This window comes from Mesorhizobium mediterraneum (assembly GCF_002284565.1).
GTDB classification, from domain to species: Bacteria; Pseudomonadota; Alphaproteobacteria; order Rhizobiales; family Rhizobiaceae; genus Mesorhizobium; species Mesorhizobium mediterraneum.
Window position 1 is genome coordinate 31,346 of sequence record NZ_NPKI01000021.1, and the last position, 16,450, is coordinate 47,795.

15 protein-coding genes are annotated in these 16,450 nt (G+C 57.8%); 3 read left to right on the top strand and 12 right to left on the bottom strand.

From position 1 onward, the window contains the following. The first annotated feature begins 726 nt into the window (after window positions 1-726). A complete protein-coding gene (locus CIT25_RS18875) occupies window positions 727-2,841 on the top strand; it encodes a hypothetical protein (RefSeq protein ID WP_245329901.1) in 2,115 nt (704 codons plus the stop codon). Window positions 2,842-3,383: 542 nt separating this feature from the next. Here the strand turns inward: CIT25_RS18875 and CIT25_RS18880 are convergent. The 12 genes from CIT25_RS18880 to CIT25_RS18935 all read right to left on the bottom strand — a co-directional run bounded on the left by CIT25_RS18880 (window position 3,384) and on the right by CIT25_RS18935 (window position 12,943). After that, a complete protein-coding gene (locus tag CIT25_RS18880) occupies window positions 3,384-4,187 on the bottom strand; it encodes a hypothetical protein (protein WP_024505378.1) in 804 nt (267 codons plus the stop codon). Window positions 4,188-4,543: 356 nt separating this feature from the next. After that, a complete protein-coding gene (locus tag CIT25_RS18885; protein ID WP_029354843.1) occupies window positions 4,544-5,581 on the bottom strand; it encodes an EscU/YscU/HrcU family type III secretion system export apparatus switch protein in 1,038 nt (345 codons plus the stop codon). Continuing rightward, entirely contained in the window at window positions 5,578-6,396 is an 819-nt protein-coding gene (gene sctT, locus CIT25_RS18890; RefSeq protein ID WP_095486052.1) for a type III secretion system export apparatus subunit SctT, read from the bottom strand. Before sctT ends, CIT25_RS18885 begins: the two co-directional genes overlap by 4 nt. 7 nt (window positions 6,397-6,403) lie before the next feature. Beyond that, the gene (locus CIT25_RS18895) at window positions 6,404-6,652 is read right to left on the bottom strand and encodes an EscS/YscS/HrcS family type III secretion system export apparatus protein (protein ID WP_081714428.1); all 249 of its coding nucleotides are present in this window, start codon (window positions 6,650-6,652) and stop codon (window positions 6,404-6,406) included. A 29-nt stretch (window positions 6,653-6,681) separates the two neighbouring features. Then, entirely contained in the window at window positions 6,682-7,347 is a 666-nt protein-coding gene (sctR, locus tag CIT25_RS18900) for a type III secretion system export apparatus subunit SctR (protein WP_095486053.1), read from the bottom strand. Then, complete coding sequence (gene sctQ / locus CIT25_RS18905; protein WP_095486054.1) at window positions 7,340-8,368, bottom strand: type III secretion system cytoplasmic ring protein SctQ; 1,029 nt, start codon at window positions 8,366-8,368, stop codon at window positions 7,340-7,342. Before sctQ ends, sctR begins: the two co-directional genes overlap by 8 nt. An 89-nt stretch (window positions 8,369-8,457) precedes the next feature. After that, a complete protein-coding gene (locus CIT25_RS18910; protein ID WP_095486055.1) occupies window positions 8,458-8,970 on the bottom strand; it encodes a hypothetical protein in 513 nt (170 codons plus the stop codon). After that, entirely contained in the window at window positions 8,946-10,304 is a 1,359-nt protein-coding gene (gene sctN / locus CIT25_RS18915) for a type III secretion system ATPase SctN (RefSeq protein WP_024505372.1), read from the bottom strand. Before sctN ends, CIT25_RS18910 begins: the two co-directional genes overlap by 25 nt. Next, on the bottom strand, window positions 10,301-10,924 hold the full coding sequence (sctL, locus tag CIT25_RS18920) for a type III secretion system stator protein SctL (RefSeq protein WP_091595841.1): 624 nt from the start codon (window positions 10,922-10,924) through the stop codon (window positions 10,301-10,303). The genes sctN and sctL overlap by 4 nt, the downstream gene beginning before the upstream one ends. Then, window positions 10,921-11,616 (bottom strand): nodulation protein NolU, encoded by a 696-nt coding sequence (locus CIT25_RS18925; protein ID WP_268931536.1) that lies wholly within the window; start codon window positions 11,614-11,616, stop codon window positions 10,921-10,923. Before CIT25_RS18925 ends, sctL begins: the two co-directional genes overlap by 4 nt. Next, window positions 11,561-12,397, bottom strand: coding sequence for a type III secretion system inner membrane ring lipoprotein SctJ (gene sctJ, locus CIT25_RS18930; protein ID WP_280953371.1), 837 nt, complete (start codon window positions 12,395-12,397; stop codon window positions 11,561-11,563). Before sctJ ends, CIT25_RS18925 begins: the two co-directional genes overlap by 56 nt. A gap of 36 nt (window positions 12,398-12,433) precedes the next feature. Continuing rightward, on the bottom strand, window positions 12,434-12,943 hold the full coding sequence (locus CIT25_RS18935; protein WP_095486057.1) for a nodulation protein NolB: 510 nt from the start codon (window positions 12,941-12,943) through the stop codon (window positions 12,434-12,436). A gap of 187 nt (window positions 12,944-13,130) precedes the next feature. On the opposite strand from CIT25_RS18935, the gene CIT25_RS18940 reads away from it, so the two are divergent. Beyond that, window positions 13,131-13,829, top strand: coding sequence for a secretin N-terminal domain-containing protein (locus tag CIT25_RS18940; protein ID WP_095486058.1), 699 nt, complete (start codon window positions 13,131-13,133; stop codon window positions 13,827-13,829). 301 nt (window positions 13,830-14,130) lie between these two features. Further along, window positions 14,131-16,068, top strand: coding sequence for an HrpF/NolX family T3SS translocon protein (locus tag CIT25_RS18945; protein ID WP_095486059.1), 1,938 nt, complete (start codon window positions 14,131-14,133; stop codon window positions 16,066-16,068). Window positions 16,069-16,450: the final 382 nt, after the last annotated feature.

A 16,450-nucleotide genomic window follows, 5' to 3' on the forward strand; every position in this document is an offset into this window, starting at 1 on the left:
TAGATCGAAATGGTTTCCCGCGCGATACGCAACGCACACGCTTCTCTGAAGCAAATGTGTGACTTTGTCGGTGGCGAACGAGAGGAGTGACGCCTCAATAAAATCGTCAGGCACGTGTCTAGGAAGGGGAGCTAGCCGAGTTGGTCTGATTTCATTCGCTGTTCCTGGAAATCGGCGGACTGAAGCGCTGATAATCTCAGGACATCGATGGCAACGTTGCGAAAGTCCTGTGAGCTCGGGCCAATCTTGGCCTGCTACTGAGAAGCACTTTGGCGGGAACATTACGCCGTCGCGGGTCTGGCTGACCGTGACGTTAACCGAAAGATGCCGCTGGTCTCGTCAGCCGCCAGCACAATAGCAGCACATTCTCGCCTACTACGGAGACGCAATATGAAGGGCATTGGCCGACCACGGAAATCGCAGGCTGAAACTGGAGCCAGCCGCGCGGGGCGGGCGAGCAGTTCCCTTTCGCAATCAAGTCTTGCTGCGGGAGAAGGTGGACAGTCATTCGATTCCGTTGTGGAGCAGATGCGCTCTGGGGACGCCGATAGGAGGCCCTCCTCCCTTCCAGTTGCGCGCGGTCCAGGCGATGCCCGCGAAAGTCTGCCAGGCGCCTCGATTGGCGAAGATCAAATCCTGAACGCACCGCCACGTGGAGCCGCTGCGCCACCACGCGGAACCGTAGCGCCACGTGGCGCAGCCGCAAGGCGGCGCGGTTCTCCCTCCATGTCTGAGGGCGAAGCCATGGCGCCGGTCGGTAGCCAACTATCAACCGCGCAGGTGGAAGGCACCAGCTCATCGTCAAATCAAGATATCAGTCCGACACAGCTCAGAATGAACAGTCTTGTTCAACAACTGACTGATTGCGAGGCTGCGGCCAGGAAAACCGACGTCCCCGAGGAGGCGGTGGAGCTGATCAGTCGGGTCGTCGATGCAGCCTCAGCAATTCTGGAGTACCGCGCTAGCCTGCCTGCGGCTGAGGCGCAGACAATTATGCCAGACGACAAGGTGCGTAGATGTTGCCAGATCGTGTGCGACGCCGCGAATGAAGTAGACAAACTTGGCCTGTCGACGATCACGAAATTGGACAAAAAGACCAAGAAAGCGGCAGGTATGGTCGATAAACTCTACTCCTACTCCCAGGCGGACCGGCAGGAGCTGTTGATTTTAAATGTGGAGAACCACCATACGGCGGCAATTAAGTGGTGGGAAAAAAAGGCATGGCGCTCCGAACGGCAGCGATCCGCCTGCGCTGCCACCGCTAGCCTATCCAGTGGAACGCCCGTGATGCGGGAAGCCGAGCGGTGCGCACTGCGGCTGCGTGCCGGCTCGGTACTGAGTGTCAGGATCTGGCTGGTCCGTGAGCGGATCGGTCTTGCGCGGGCCAAGATTGAACTGCGGGCGAGCAGGTTCGAGCCAGATTTGAAGGAACTCCTCGTCGGTCGAAATGGAGTGGTGCAGCTGATGGCAAGCGCCGTTCAAGAAGCTCTTCGCGCCCTCTCTTTGGCGAAGGGCATAATGGATGATGGCAAAGCACTCAACGCTCATGATTGCGCGGTTGTAGAAAAAATCATGGAGCGGCTTTCGGATTTTGGATTGGCGTTGCACGAGGTGCATACCAAGCTAAGCCATACCTACCCAGATGCCGGCCTCCCATTGAAACTGTTCGAACGGATCGTGGACGATGCATGGATCACTGCGCACGATGCCATGCACTTGTTGAACCTGCAGTCTCCGCCGTCAGCCATCATGGCGCCACAGGCCCAGGCGGGCGCTGCGATGCCGGCCAGGGCAGGCGCTGCGATACCGGCTGACACTGCTGGTACGGCTGCAGTGTCAGAAGGCACTACAGCGCGAAGGAAAGGGAAGTCAAAGCATAAGTCGGCAGCTCGCGCCGGGACTTCTGCCGCCGGGCAGCCATCAACACCAGTCGCTGCGAACGCCGGCACAGTGCCAGCAGCCAAGGTTCTCGCGCGCTCGGATCAAGTTGCGAGTACACAGGTGAGAGCGCAAGAGGTGGCTGCGAGTTCGTCGGGGGCAGGCTCGACAATCGGGGGCGCCGCGTTGTCAATGGAGGTATTGACGGAGCGGCTCAAACGATTGGACGAACTTTTGCAGTTCGATCTGGCCGGTCAGCAAAGCGTCGTCTCCCAAGTGCGCCAGATGAAGCCTGAGGAGGCCGGTAAGGTCGTGGACGATGTGGCCCAGTACCTGCGAGCCCAGGCCATTGAGATGCAAACCTGTCTCGCCGGGTTGCAGGGGCGTAATGTACGCCTGCTACTCACCTCCACCCAGCTACCCAAAGTGCACGAACGCACAGACCAGCTCAAAGGGTTGCTGAACATGGTGCTGGGACAGGCCAACGCATTGAATGAAGGAAAAGCCGGCATTACGACTGATTGCATGAAGACCTACGCATTTCCGGCGCAAAAATACCTGGAACATTTGTGCAATGCCGACGAATTGATGCCGCCGGAGGCACCGGTCGCGCTGCGTGGCGAGCCAGGAAAGCTGTTTGAGATGAAGCTGCAGCCCAAGATGCTGGTCAATGGTGCGATGCCGAGCCCGATGTGGGTGCACATCCACACGAGTCGCCCCGTCATGGCCAGAAACTTGGAAGGGCTGGCTGATTCCGAATTCACCGCTTGCCACGTTAAATCCAACGAACAGCGCGGCTACAATCGAGAGCGAGAGGAAGCCGATGCTAGGTCCGGTCGCGAGAAGGTCATAATTCATCGCGGCAAACTCACCCCCGCTTTCTGTAAGTCCTTGTTGACCTCGGGGCTTGGCCGCCAACCACGCCATTCGCGTGCCGAGCTCCCGTCGGCGCAGGCTGCATGACAGGGCACGTACTTTGGGGTCTAGGGCAGAATGCGGCCGGCCACGCTGTGAGTCAGCGAGCATTTCTCCTGGCCAAACCGCGAATGCCGCTGCGCGAGTTGCGGTCCGGCGATTGGAGTCGATCGGCTACCGTCAGGGCCGATTTGCGATGTCGCGTTACCTGCTGTTGACGTGGCGGCGTATCTTGCCTCCCATCCAACTTATCGCCGAGATCGCGCCGCCAAGATCGAGGCGGAAGGTCTTCCTGCGAGCGCGGAGCAGGCATAGCCGATCCGATCGGGATCGGCGCATCGCAACGACCCAACGGTGTGGTGGAGAAAATTGGATTCGGGAGAGCTCGTATCCAAGAGGCGGAGTTCCGGCCCGAATACAATCCGCTCGCAAGCACCCACGATGCGCATCCGCAGTTTATTGTCTGGGAGATGGGCTGGATTGCTCGGCGGCGCTGGCGCTAAGGCGGGGCTGTCGCCGGACAATTAGCATTCACTGCCAACAGCCTTGCAACCGTCACCAGTTGCAAGGCTCGGCGGCGGGTCGACAAATCACATGAAATCGTCGTCGGACCCGCTATCGCTGCTGTCGCTGTCCTCGGTTTTGTGGAGATAGAGTGGAGGTTTGCCTGCACGCTGCCACTCACCGGCACTGTTCTTCGTCCATTTGTCGGGATGCTGCGTAGGGTCAAGCACCAGGTCGCCATGATCCACTTCAACAAACCCCATCGTCTGCGCGCGCGCTTGTGCTTCCGGATTAGCCGCACGCCAATTCAGCAACGGTCGGTCGCCGTCTATCCGAAGTTGATGCTCCAGCAGAATATCGCCCGCATTTTCGACGAGCGGATGGGCGACTTGAAGATCCACTATGGAAGTGACCTCAGTTCGACCAGGAAATTGTTCCCGCCAACTTTCCGATTCGAACTCGTTCATGCTGAATCCGCCTTCCATTCTCAGCAGTCCGGCACTCCGGTCTCCCAATTGGTAACTGAAATATCGCGCGTGCTCCGTATCTCGACGGATGCCATATTGCTGAGCAACGTCCGCGGTGCGCCTGGCTCGTGACGATACGAACTCCGAATACTCTTGAGGATTGTCGGCGATGTGCGTGATTTCATCACCATGAAATTGCCTCACCTGTCTCCTGAAGGAAGTCCTGTTGATCTCCACCACAGGAGGTCGGGAATTGAGGGAGTATGCTTGGGGAGCCGCCGATGATGAGGCGCCGCTACCTTCCGATCCGGATAAGTGCATTCGGGCAAATGTGTCCGCGAACCCTTCGCTTCCTGCATCCGATTGCTCGCCGGCATTGTGCGCGCGGTAACTATCGGATGAGCCACCAATTCGACCATACATGACGATTCGTACTCCTATGTTTCGCAACCGAGCTCAAGTTAGCACGGCTGTTCAACATAGGGCGCTTAGTTGACGACTAGCTGACGAGGGCATTCCAACGGCTGCACCAATCAAATCCGCACTGCCGGCCTCAAAACCTCGGACTGCGCCACGCACCGGCCAGCAGAGGCTGAAAGGTCATGCCCGGAGGACTTGCCGTAGTTGCTGGGTGGCAGATCCGAGGGGAGTGATTGCCCCAGGCCCGCGGTTGCGCGGTTGGCCTGACAGAGACACTGGGGCACGGATGGCCAGCCGACATTTGCCACTAGCATGGAGCCAGGTCAGTTTTGAACTGGGCAGTCGTGGACTTCCAATGACTAGGCCAAGCCTGCGGCAAAGAATGCTTTCGCGACAGGCTGGAAATATTGCATAGGAACCGCGTGGCCGAGTTTTGTAGTGCTTATCAGCTGACGCGCTAAGACATGGTCATGGACGATCGTCAGGCGTAGTGCCCGCGCCTCACTCAACACATGTGAAACGCGCTCACCTTCGGCACGGCAAACTAAGAACGGCACCCCGGTTTCACCGCGAACGTAACGCAGACCGATCAGGACCGCCCTTCCTGTTAAGACCAGCGTGGCGCGATGCACGCCAAGCGCAGGCTCGTCGGCCGCCTCCTCGCGGATGCGACGCTGTTCACCTTTCAACTCTGGCGCTCCTTGCTGATCCTTCGACTCGCGCGTCACTTCGGTATTGGTCATGCGCATTTCGCGCAGATACAACGCGCGCTGGAGCAGGAGATCGATCAGTCCGCCGACCAGCAGTGCGCCGGCGCCAATTCCCATCAGCAATTTTGTCTCCATAAAGATGAGGCCAACACAGCCCATGCCGCAGATCGGCAGAGGGACCATTGTCTTCCACATCCCGAGAAGGACAATGGAAAAGGTTGCGCTGAGAACCAATACCTTGAACATGGTCTTGCAGACTTCGACCATGGAACGAGCAGACCCCAAGCGCTTCAGCCCTTCAAAGGGGTCAATTTTCTTAAAGCTGAGCTTCATCGGCTCCAGAGAGAAGACAAATCCACCATTGGCTAGCAGGCTGGCCAAAATCACCGCGGCGACGAGGGTTCCAAGCAGCGGGCCAACAGCCGCGACGGTGAGTTGGACGAGCACAACCAATGCCTGCGGCACCGCGGTATCGAAAGGTAGGCTCTGCAACTTGGTGGCTAATAGGAGCGCTTCCCGGCATTTGTCCTCGATCACGCTGCCTCTTAGCCAAAGGTAGCCGAGCCCAGCGCAAGTCCCGACCGCGCGGACGAAATCGGAGCTACGTGGCAGCTGTCCTTTTTTGCGCGCTTCACTTAACTTCTTCGGGCTGGCGGCGTGTGTCTTCTCTTCACTTGTGTCGCTCATGGCAGCAATTTGTCGAACCACTCCAGCACGCCGTTGGCACGTGTGACCTCCAGTTTCATGCTCTCCACCAGATAGGCAGCGTAGGTGACCATGAGAACTGGAAAGACAATGTTCTTGATTGCCGGAGACAGTTGGCTCGCCTTAAATTGCGGGGCAAAGCGACGCAGCAGCATCATCGATATATCAATCAGTATCAGGAAGAACACGACAGGCCCCGATACCAATAATGCCGTGCGCATTATGCTGTCGAGAAGCCCCAACAACTCCATTGCTCCTGGCCCGCTCAGTGTCGGGTGAAACTGATACACCGGCCAAATCAAGTAGCTGCGGTACAGGACACTGATCAAAGTTTCCAGGCCTCCTGATCCGACGAATATGGCAATCGCAGTGATCCCCAGAAAAACGCCCATCGCGGAAGCCTGACTGTTCGTCGCGGGATCGGCCGAAGCGGTCGGGCTGCTGATGCCGCGTTGGTTGTCGATAAGCTCCCCGGCAGCCTGAAGGCCCCAAAGCGGAATGCCAAGAAAAGTGCCAAGGAGTACACCGACAAAAACTTCCTTGAATCCGAGCAGGGTTAGCTGGATCAGGCGTGTATCAGGATCCAGCGCCGGCAATCCGCCGCTGACGTGTGCCAGGCATGGTAGTGCGAAGCCAACAGCCAAACAGCCCCGGATCAGCCCACTGATCTGCGAGCGTGTGAATACGGGAAAGATCAGCATGATGCCCATCGCGCGGGCTGCCCCAAGACCTGCCGCAACGACGAGTTCGAGAGCCGTCTGGATCAGAATTTGAATATCGGCCGATAGCGCGTCCATGGGAGGACTAGTAGCTAAGTGTCATTGCGGGAAACTCGGTGAAGATCTGATCGGCTAGCTCTATGAGCGGGGCGCTTAGCACAGGAGCAAACAGCCCAATCACCGCGACAACGACCAGAAGCTTCACGGTGAGCGGCAAGCTTTCATCCTGGATCTGCGTCGCCGCCTGGAGGATGCCGATAACGAGGCCGACAACCACTGATGCAATGAGCGGCGGTAGAATCCAGATCATGAAAACCACCAGTGATTGGCTCATAAGAGTAATGATGCTGGATTCAGTGATGATCAGCCTCCCGGTAACGTATAACTCAGCACAAGCCCATGCATCAATTTTGACCAACCATCAATGGCAACAAACAAAAAGATCTTGAACGGGACAGATATAACAGTTGGTGAGACCATCGACATACCCATTGCCATCAAGATAGTTGTCACTATCAGATCTATAACAATAAAAGGCAGATAAAGTAGAAATCCCATCTCAAATCCGCGCTTCAATTCTGATAGCAAGAAAGATGGTACAAGTATTGCAAAGTCATCAGGTGTGGCTGCAGCGTGCATTTCCTCTGGCCAGACCTTTTCTGTCGAAGATAGGAAAAATCGCCGCTGCTCTTCATTTGTGAATTTCTTGAGATGCTCGCGCAAGGGCTCACTTCCGGCTTTAGCGGCGCTTACCCAGTCGTCGAATGTCTGATAGTGGAGCTTGGGATCCGACATGCGGTCATAGGTCTGCTCAGCAACGGGCGCACTAACGAACATAGTGAGGATCATCGCCGCGGCGTACAGCACCACATTGGGTGGTATGGTCTGGGTCCCGAGCGCATTGCGGACGAGGAAAAGAACAATTGATACCTTTACAAAGGCCGTTGTCGTGGCAACTGCTAAAACCAGCAGACCGAGTCCGGCGGTAACCGCAAGAAGCGCCAGGATTGTCGGCTGAGCTTCACTCATTGCATGCAAACCCGCCACGCAGCCTGATGCCCAGCTCTTCTCCGATGCGGACAATGTCGCCACGCCCGATACGCTGACCATTGGCCACTATGTCGACCGGGCCGTCGATCGGCCATCCAAGTTCAAAAATATGCCCTTCGCCGGCACTTCTTAATTCCCCAAGAGAAAAAGGCCAGCGGCCGCATTCAAAGACAAGCACGATCTCGACATCGTCGAGATCCTTAGTAAGCTCCAGTTGCGATCCGGGTTGTGTCATATGCGCACTCTCCAAAGGACACGGTCGCGGGCGGAAAGGCCCCCGCAAGATTAATTCATCGCCGTCAAGATCCGCCTCGGCGCACAACTGGCCGACAGCTAGGGTGATCTGGCCGCGGCCGAACGGCGCAATATCGGGCAACAATGCATCACCGACACATGCGCTTCGAAGAAGCGCCGCAGGAAGGCGAAGCGTGCCGACCTCTCCTGCAACAATGAGCGGGAGCTCTGGAGGCAGCCCGCCCAGCTGCCGCGGCAACTGGGCAAGCAGTTCGCCTAGCGCGCGAAACGCAGGCGGTACTAAGCCGTCAAGAGGCGTGAACAGGAATAGACGGCCCTTGCCCTTGACCGCGCCGAAAATGATGTCGAGTTCAAGATGAGGAGCCAGCATCGTGGCTTCGCATACCCGCACGAGTTGCACGTTCAGACGCGTCGTCTCCTCCAGTCGAGTGACAAGCGGCTCCAGAGCGAGTTCGAGAATTAGCGAAGCAGTTGGCTCGGAAGGGAAGGCCAAGCCGTTCTGCACTGTCGTGATGAACTCCTCTACGAGCGGGCGCGACAGTGACAAGATGACCGTTTCGGCTCCCACTCTCCAGACGCAGTCAAGCATCGGAATGGCAGCAGGTTCCTGCTGCCAGACAAGCCCTGCCGTTCGCACCGATAGCGGCACCTCGTTGATCCGGCTTTGAAACGGCGTGCGCGGCGCTCCTGTATCATTGAGCCACGAGACAACCGTGCGGGACAGTTTCAGAACTGGTTCGAACATGGCGGGTGTGACCGCAGCGCCTATCAAAGACTGCACGGTCGTGTCATTCGGACGACCTCTTGCGACCGTCGGATCCGGTTGCGCGGCATTTAGGCAAGCGACCCCCTCGCATATTTCAGCAGTATCTCATCGTCGGCCTCGATCTCGGCTGCGGCCTCCGAATGAGTCTCGACGGCGCGCCGCACGTCGTCCTCGATTTGTTGCCATTTGTCCCTTGCCGCCGAACATATGACCCATAGCTCCCTCGTCCTGGACGCCGCCATCTCAGCCTCCTCTTGAGCGATTTGGGTATCATCAAGCATCTGCCGTCTGGAATTGATCTCAGCGGCAAGCTGTTCAGTGTGAAGGCGGTGACGGTCGAGCGCTGCGCTAGACAAGTTGTCGAGTGACATCAGATGCTGATAGAGCGCTGCTTCTTTTCTTGAACAATGTTGCTGTATCATTGCAAGCTCCCTAGAGGCATTTTGTACGGCTGAGGCGGCCACATCGCGCTGGGCTTCCTTCTTGGACAGCTCGCCAAGGGCACGACGCTCTTGCATTTCCTTCAGAAGCCGTAACCTCGAAGACTGAACCCAGTTCACGCGGTCAGACGCGACATCCATGCGACCGTCTCCTCGAAATCTGACGCGTCATCTTCGCTCTGGCGCAGAAACTCCCTCAGTTCGTCGATTGACGCGACGGCCCGGTCAGTCAGGGGATCTCCACCTGGCTTGTATTCGCCAACATTGATCAAGAACTCGGTCTCGGCATAGCGCGATAGGAGCTCGCGGAAAATGGATGCTGCCTTGCGATGTGTCCCCGAAACGACTGCATCCATGACGCGGCTGCGACTCTGCAGCACATCAATAGCGGGGAAATGCGATCGCGCCGCAATAGCGCGTGAGAGGATGACATGGCCATCGAGAATACCACGCGATTCCTCGGCGATTGGATCACCCGTGCCATCACCCTCTACAAGCACCGTATAGAAGGCCGTGATTGAGCCCCGCTCACCCATGCCGGCGCGCTCGAGCAGGCCTGGCAGCATGCCAAAAACGGAAGGAGGAAAGCCCCGTCGCGTCGGCGGCTCACCCGCAGCAAGGCCTATTTCGCGCATAGCGCGGCAGAAGCGCGTCAGCGAATCCAGCATGAGAGCAACGCGTAGGCCCTGATCGCGAAAATATTCCGCGAGCGCAGTCGCCATTGGAGCGCATTGCGCACGCTCCACCGCCGAGCGGTCGGAGGTTTCAACCACGACGACCGTACGGAGAAGGCCCTCTTCACCAAGATTCCTTTCGATGAATTCACGAACTTCCCGTCCACGTTCGCCTATGAGCGCCACTATGACGACGTCAGCGGCGGCACCCTTTACGATCTGTGACAACAGCGTCGACTTGCCACCACCTGGCTCGCCATAAATCCCGATCCGCTGGCCCTCGCCGCACGTCAGCAGACCATCGAGGACACGGACCCCAAGCGGGAATGGCCGCTCAATCATGCGCCTCGTCATCGGATTGGGGGCTCTGCCATGCAGGGGCCGAGTTTCGACGGTCTTGATTTCGCCTTTGCCGTCCAATGGGCGGCAACGACTGTCGATCACGCGACCGAGCAAATCGCCGCCGACGGGCACCTCACGCATTCGGCCAGTGGCCACGACCTCTGCGCGGCTGGATAGGCCCACCAAGTCCCCGATCGGTGTCAGCAATACACCATCACCCGACAGGCCGATCACCTCGGCCTCGAGCGACAGCCCGGTTCGCGGGTCCTCTAGGAGGCAAAGTTCCCCAATACGAGTATCTGGCAAGACGGCATGAACCAGTGTGCCGATAGCCCGCGTGATCCGACCGCGCACCGCACGCGTGTCAATTCGCTTGGCCGCAGCCCTCAAAGACGAGATTGCTGGAACGAGAGCTCGAGTGTCGGCGTCAGCGTTATGTTCTGGGACGGGCTTTCTCATAGCTCGCCTTTTTCACATAGCGTCCCGAAACCAAGGCGCAGCGCGCGCATCTGGGCGTCAAGTCCCAGGTCGACATTGCCGTACTCGCTCCACAGCACGCACCGTTGCGGCGACAACGTCGGGTCGGGCTCGATCCGCACCCTTGGTCGACCATCCTGGCCGTCGCATCGAGCAAACTCTCGTGCAAGCATGTCGACTTGCATGGGAGAAACATGAAGGCAAACTTCGGCGCCGCTGTATTGACACTCTATGGCGTGACGAACAGCCCTCACCAGTAGCTCGCCCGGATCGAAAGCGCCGATAAGATCGCTCAATATTTCCATCACGAGCTGCGGCAATTCCTGCTCCAGAGCCGCCTTTCGTCGCGCGATTTCGGAGATTGTCTCCGCAATCAGCCCTGCCATCTCCTCGGTGCCTGCATTCGAGCCCTCCATGTGGCCGCGCACCCACGCCCGCTGGTAAACGGCGCGTGCCCAGTTTCGAACGCGCTGCCGATGCCGTTCTGCCGCGGCAAGCGCTTGCGCGGCGCTGTGCCAGGTTTCGAGCTCGCTCGCGGGTATCAGTGGTCCGATTGGACGCATCTGCGGCGCTATTGGCCCCTCGGAAAGTTCGGCTGTCATTTCACCGGGGTCTCTGTCTCAAAATGAGCTAGTACAAGTGAAAGCAATTGGCCGGCGGCGGTCCAATGCTCAGGTGCTGGAGTCTCCGCGGCAGTCCCCTCGGGCAACCGAAGAAGCACGCGGTTACGCTCGGTCGCTGAACTGTCCTGGAGCCAAGCCCCAAGACATGCATGTCCATCGTATTCGATTTGCTGAGCGAGTTTTTCTGGGTCCGCGATCAGTCTGTTCTCAACGGCATGCAGCAGGTGTCGGATTCCGAATGCGTGTGCATCCACGCCGATGCGTTTAACAAGGATGGCAAGCTCAGGCTGAGAGACAAACGCGACCAGCGAACGGGCATGCCAGATACTACCAGCAAGAAGGGCAGCTCGATATGGATCGTGCCCGCGTAGAAGGTCCGGCCTGCAGCCGATGTGGTTCAGATCCACGTCATAGTTGCCCAGCAATTCTGCCAGCCTTGGATGCAGTCTGGAACACTTCTGCAACTTCACTAACGTTTCTGCCGATAACGCTGGATCAAGACGCGCCGCTAGACGGGTCGGATGGGCCGAAGCCGCAAGCTCGCTCGCGCCCGGAAAACGCAATTGGTGCGGACCATCAGGTCGGGCGGTCTGTATAGGCATTGGCAATGAGATGTCACCCACGTCCAATTGCAGGCATTCTTTTGCGAATGGCCTCGACAGCAGAAGCATCCCGGCGCCCCTCGACCTTGGAAACGCCGGTTGATTGCTTGCGCCGACGCGTAGCAACGCTGCCCAAGAGATAACAGGCCACTGCGAATACGGCTGCGGCAAACCCTGTCACGGTCGCCAGAATTGGCGCAGGAAGAGGTGTTGATGCTTGTGGCAAAACAGCAGTCGGATCGGGCCGTTGCTCGTGTGCGGACCGTTCTACCGGCACCAAAACCACTTCCACCTTATCGTAGGACAAGCCTTCGATGCTGTCGGCTACCAGCATCTTTATCTTTGGCAGCAGAGCCGCGACATTTGTTTTGGCGTCGTGCCTGATAAACACCGCGGCCGAGGATGGCGTGGCGCCGGCTCGCACAAGGTCGTTATGCGGCAGCACGACGTGAACACGTACAGAAAAAACGCCATCGATATCGCTGATCGTCCGCGACAACTCTTCGCTCAGGGCATACACGTAACGGGCACGCTCCTCGGTCGGCGAGGCAATCAGGCCTGATCCTTGGAATATCTCACCGAGGTTCTTGAAGGATTGGCGCGGCAACCCCTTGGCGTTCAGAAGGTTGATTGAGAAGGCGAGCAGCTTTTCGTCAACCTGGATCGTGCTGGTTCCATCCTTGGCGACCACCCGGATCGCGGCGACCCCGTTGTCTTCAAGAAGTGCGAGCATTTCATTTGCCTCACGCTCTTGCAATTGCGTGTAGAGGTCGGCTTTGCAAGCAGTGAGGGCGACGAGAACTGGCAGCATGACAAGTCTAACCGACCGCCACCCTGACAGGCCACGCATGATTTCGCCCTCGGCCAAGCCAATCATGCGCGCGGTTCAGCCTTCCTTCAAAAGTTTATTCACGGATGATGTGACGCCGCTGACGCCTTTGGAGATAAGTGCCACCTGGGTGACGCCGTTGTAAACATCCCGAAGACCAGCCATCATCATTTCGAAGTCTTGCCCTTGTTGAGGAATGCCCGAGATTCCGGTTCCCGCCTCACCTGGGACGGGAAGCTTCTGCGCCGGTCCCGGTAGAGCGCCCTTCGAAAGGGCTATGTCATGGTCGAGCGCGGGGAAGGAAACAGTATTGTGTGGATATAGGGAGGAAATCGTCTGCAACACGCGATCGCCCATGCCGCTCGTCGGCGCAGCCGCGCGCTGAACATCCATCGCCGCAGCAACTGGCGCCGCACTCGCTGGCCCCGCGGCGGCATCGTTTTTCAGCGAGTCGGCTGCATGCCCTAAGGCGCGCTCAAACTGGGCCTGCTCGACAATCGACGGTGATCCGACCCTGGGGAGGCCAGCCGTTAGAGTGGCAGAGATCGACGTGACAGGCATCATCATGTAAGGACTCGGTTGCTCTCTCTGACCGGGCGAGCCCCGCCCATTCATCACCCGGTGTCGGCGCAACACTCCTAGGGGGGCAAGCTGACAACAAGCTGACTAACGGCGGCGTCATTTCGACAATCTAAAATCTCTTCGGCAATTTAGTCACTTGTGATGATTTCAGCGTTTGGTTTATCAGTGCGACATGCCGAGAACGCTTATCCAACCCGTCACCCTGCATGTTTTGAGACTTCTTTGTGCCGGGTTTTTTCTGTCCACCGGGATTCAACCGGCGCACGCAGTCCCGCTGTCCCTTCCGGCGACACCCTATAGATACACGGTTCTGGATCAGGAACTCGCTGCAGCGTTGCAGGAATTCGGCAACAACCTGAATATCAGGGTCAACATCAGTCCTGCGGTGAAGGGGCGAATTCGCGGACGTATGCCTGATTTGCCACCGCGCGCGTTCCTCGACCGCTTGACGAACCTTTACGGTCTCCAATGGTACTATGACGGCCTTGTACTCTATGTGTCTGCTGCACAAGAATCGCAAACTCGAATGCTTTTGATGACGTCGATTCGCTTCGATGCGTTCAAGGGGGCTCTCGACAAGCTTGATATCTCTGACGAGCGCTATGTGGTCAAACCCGTGCCAGGCAATGGCCTCGTCTTCGTTTCCGGTCCACCGCGCTTCGTCGCACTCGTGGAGCAGACCTTTAACGGCTTGGTGGCGGAGGCGCAGGCGCAGACTCACATAGCGGCCACGCCAAAGGAATCAGTGCTGATCTTGTTTCGTGGCTCCTCCACTACGGTCGTTCGCGACGGACGACCGGATGCTTCTTATTCTTCTGACATTCCACAACAGGATAGCGTTGGCGGGAAGCCTGAGCTGGGCAAGAAATGAACATTGAGGATTTCCCGCAGCTCTGAAGAACATGACTGCGGCTACCCCTTTGTGAACTCTTCGCAAACTCGTCAGTTTCTCGAAAGCTAATCCGCTCATGATGAGTCCCGGCAGCTCTCGCGGTGACTCCGGCCATTGTGTTGGACCGAACCTTGGAGCCGGCCCGGAACACAGCAATTGAAGGCAGGGCAGGCGCATTCGTGACCTGCCGACGCTTGGAATTGTCGAATTTTGTGAAACGCAAGGGATCTTCTGTCGGGGTCTCTTGTGGGGATTTCAACGTCACGTCTGAGGATGCATAATGTCGGCCAGCAATCTTTCAACTTTCTACCGCTCAAATTCGCTACAGTCCGCAAGGGGTTGGCCGGGCCTGAAAGTTTCCCATTTTGCGACCCAGCATCAGCAAAGTGCATCGTGCTTCGAAGCGATGCTGTCCACTTGTGTGCTGGCAGACAAGCCCGGCTCTTTCGCGCAAGGGGATCTGCCAGCGTCGAATCTTGATTCGACAATGGATAACTTGCGGCAGGACCCTTTGGGCCATCTGGCACCGGATGTCGAATTGACATTGAAGGGCTTGGAGCAACACCCACTGGATCTGCTGCCGCCAAATATGAGGGCGGCTCTCAAGGAGGACCAATCGCAACGCTCCAAGGCGACTGAAGCCCAACATCTGCTCCGCGTCACCCCGAAGATCGAGCCGGCTCCCAGGCCGAGCCCCGGAATCACGTGGAACGGTGGGTCGCTGACCACGGCTGAGTTGCAGATTGTTGCGGTACTCAACCGTCACAAGGACCAATGCCCGCTTACTTGGAAGTCGTTGACCGACAAAGCCAATGATCCCTCTACGCCACCGGATCTGAAAGCGGCGATCCAGGGACTGCAGCAGGATTCGGGACTTTTTTATGCGATTGGCTCGCAGGGCGACGGCCGCTGTGGAGGCAAGATCAACGCCAAGGACTTGGCCGGATTTTCAAACCACCACCCACAAGTTGCTGCATTTCAGGAAGCCCAAGCGCAAAGCTACGAGCAGAACTACATACCATCCGACGGCAGCGGAGGTTTGCAGCCTTCGGTCATGACTTTGAGCGATGCCTTGCGGGAGTTTTACCGGTACTCCGAAAATCTGTCCAAGGACCTGAGTCTGGATGAGTTCAAGAAAATGGTCGGCGGCGAATCGAAAAACGGCAAATTTCCGCCCCAGGTCATTGCGGCGGCGCAATATTTCCTCGATCACCCCGATGCTTGGAACCAGTTGTGCGGTGGCTCGAAAGGGAAGATGCACAAAGAGGATTTCCTGCAAGTCGCCTCATCGTCGATGAGCCTCACGCAAACTGAGCTGAATACGGTCGAGATGATCAAGGACCATCAGGACACGTTCTTTGGAAGCGGTGTTCTGACTCGCGACAAACTGGCGAAAATGAAAGACGACAAGAGCCTTGATCCGAAAGTGCGGGAAGCAGCCTCTCAGCTCCTTTCAGATCCTCTTTTGTTTGGCCTCCTGAACAATTCGATCACGGGCTATAAGACCCATCATAAATTCTTCGACTTTGGCGGCGGGCATACGGTTGATTCCGGCAATATCAGCAAAAAAGACTTTGCCCATTTTTGCACAAACATGTCGTCTGCGAACCGCAACGTTCAGCAGCCAATCACCCACGGCGCCCAAACCGCAGAAGAGCAGAATGCCGTCGCGGACATGAAGATGGGCCTGATGGACCAGCCTGACATTAAGTCAGCCAAAAAGAACGGCGGGGCCGTCATGCACGTCGTCGACTCCGTGCTCAAAATCGAGACGAAAGTGCTCGACTTGGCGGCAACGGCGGTGGGACTGCTCAGCTTCATTCCGGGCCTCGGACAAGTAGCCGATCTTGCCTCGATGGTTCTCGAGGCTGAGTCGCAAGCAGCCAATCTCCTGCGTACGGCCATTAACGGAGGCGATATGAAGCGAGCGCTGGAGGAAGCTGGCCTCAATATGGCCGCGCAGGCGATCGGCCTTATCGCAGGCCCCGAGGTCAAGCTGGCCATTCGAAATGGGCTCGTAAAGCACCTGATGGAAGAGGCCTTGGCGGCAGGCATTGATCTTTCGGTCTCGACGGCGCAGGACTACGCAGAAGGCTATGTGAATAACCTCAAAGCGCGCCTTGCAGGCGGCCCTGAGCAAAACCTAGGCCTGCCGAGCATGCCATCATTCCAGAGTGTGGCAAGCAATGTGCCCTTCGTCGGCATTGCCTTATCCTAGCCGTCGCCTTGCGCGGAAGCTTTGGCTCGCGCGCTGACATAAGGGTCATTGTGGCACAAGCAGGGGTTCATCCGCATCAACGCAAGCGGTGTTCCTGACGCCATCTGGATCGGACTGTGAGGGGGATGTCCGAAGTCTGTGAAGGCTTCGGTATATGACGACTTCAGAGTTACGCTGAGCCCAGCCATCTCGAGCCGGTGCGCCGGGTCGAGGTTTTCACGGGCGCCGGCCGGCAGCGGGAATGGTCTCCGGAAGGCACGGCGCGGATGGTGGCGGAGCGGCGCAGCCGAAGGAACGGCTGTCGCGCGCCCAGGGCGGCCTCCCGAACAGCCAGACGATGATCTCCTGCCTTGGGCCTATATCCTTGTGCCCACGCTCAAGG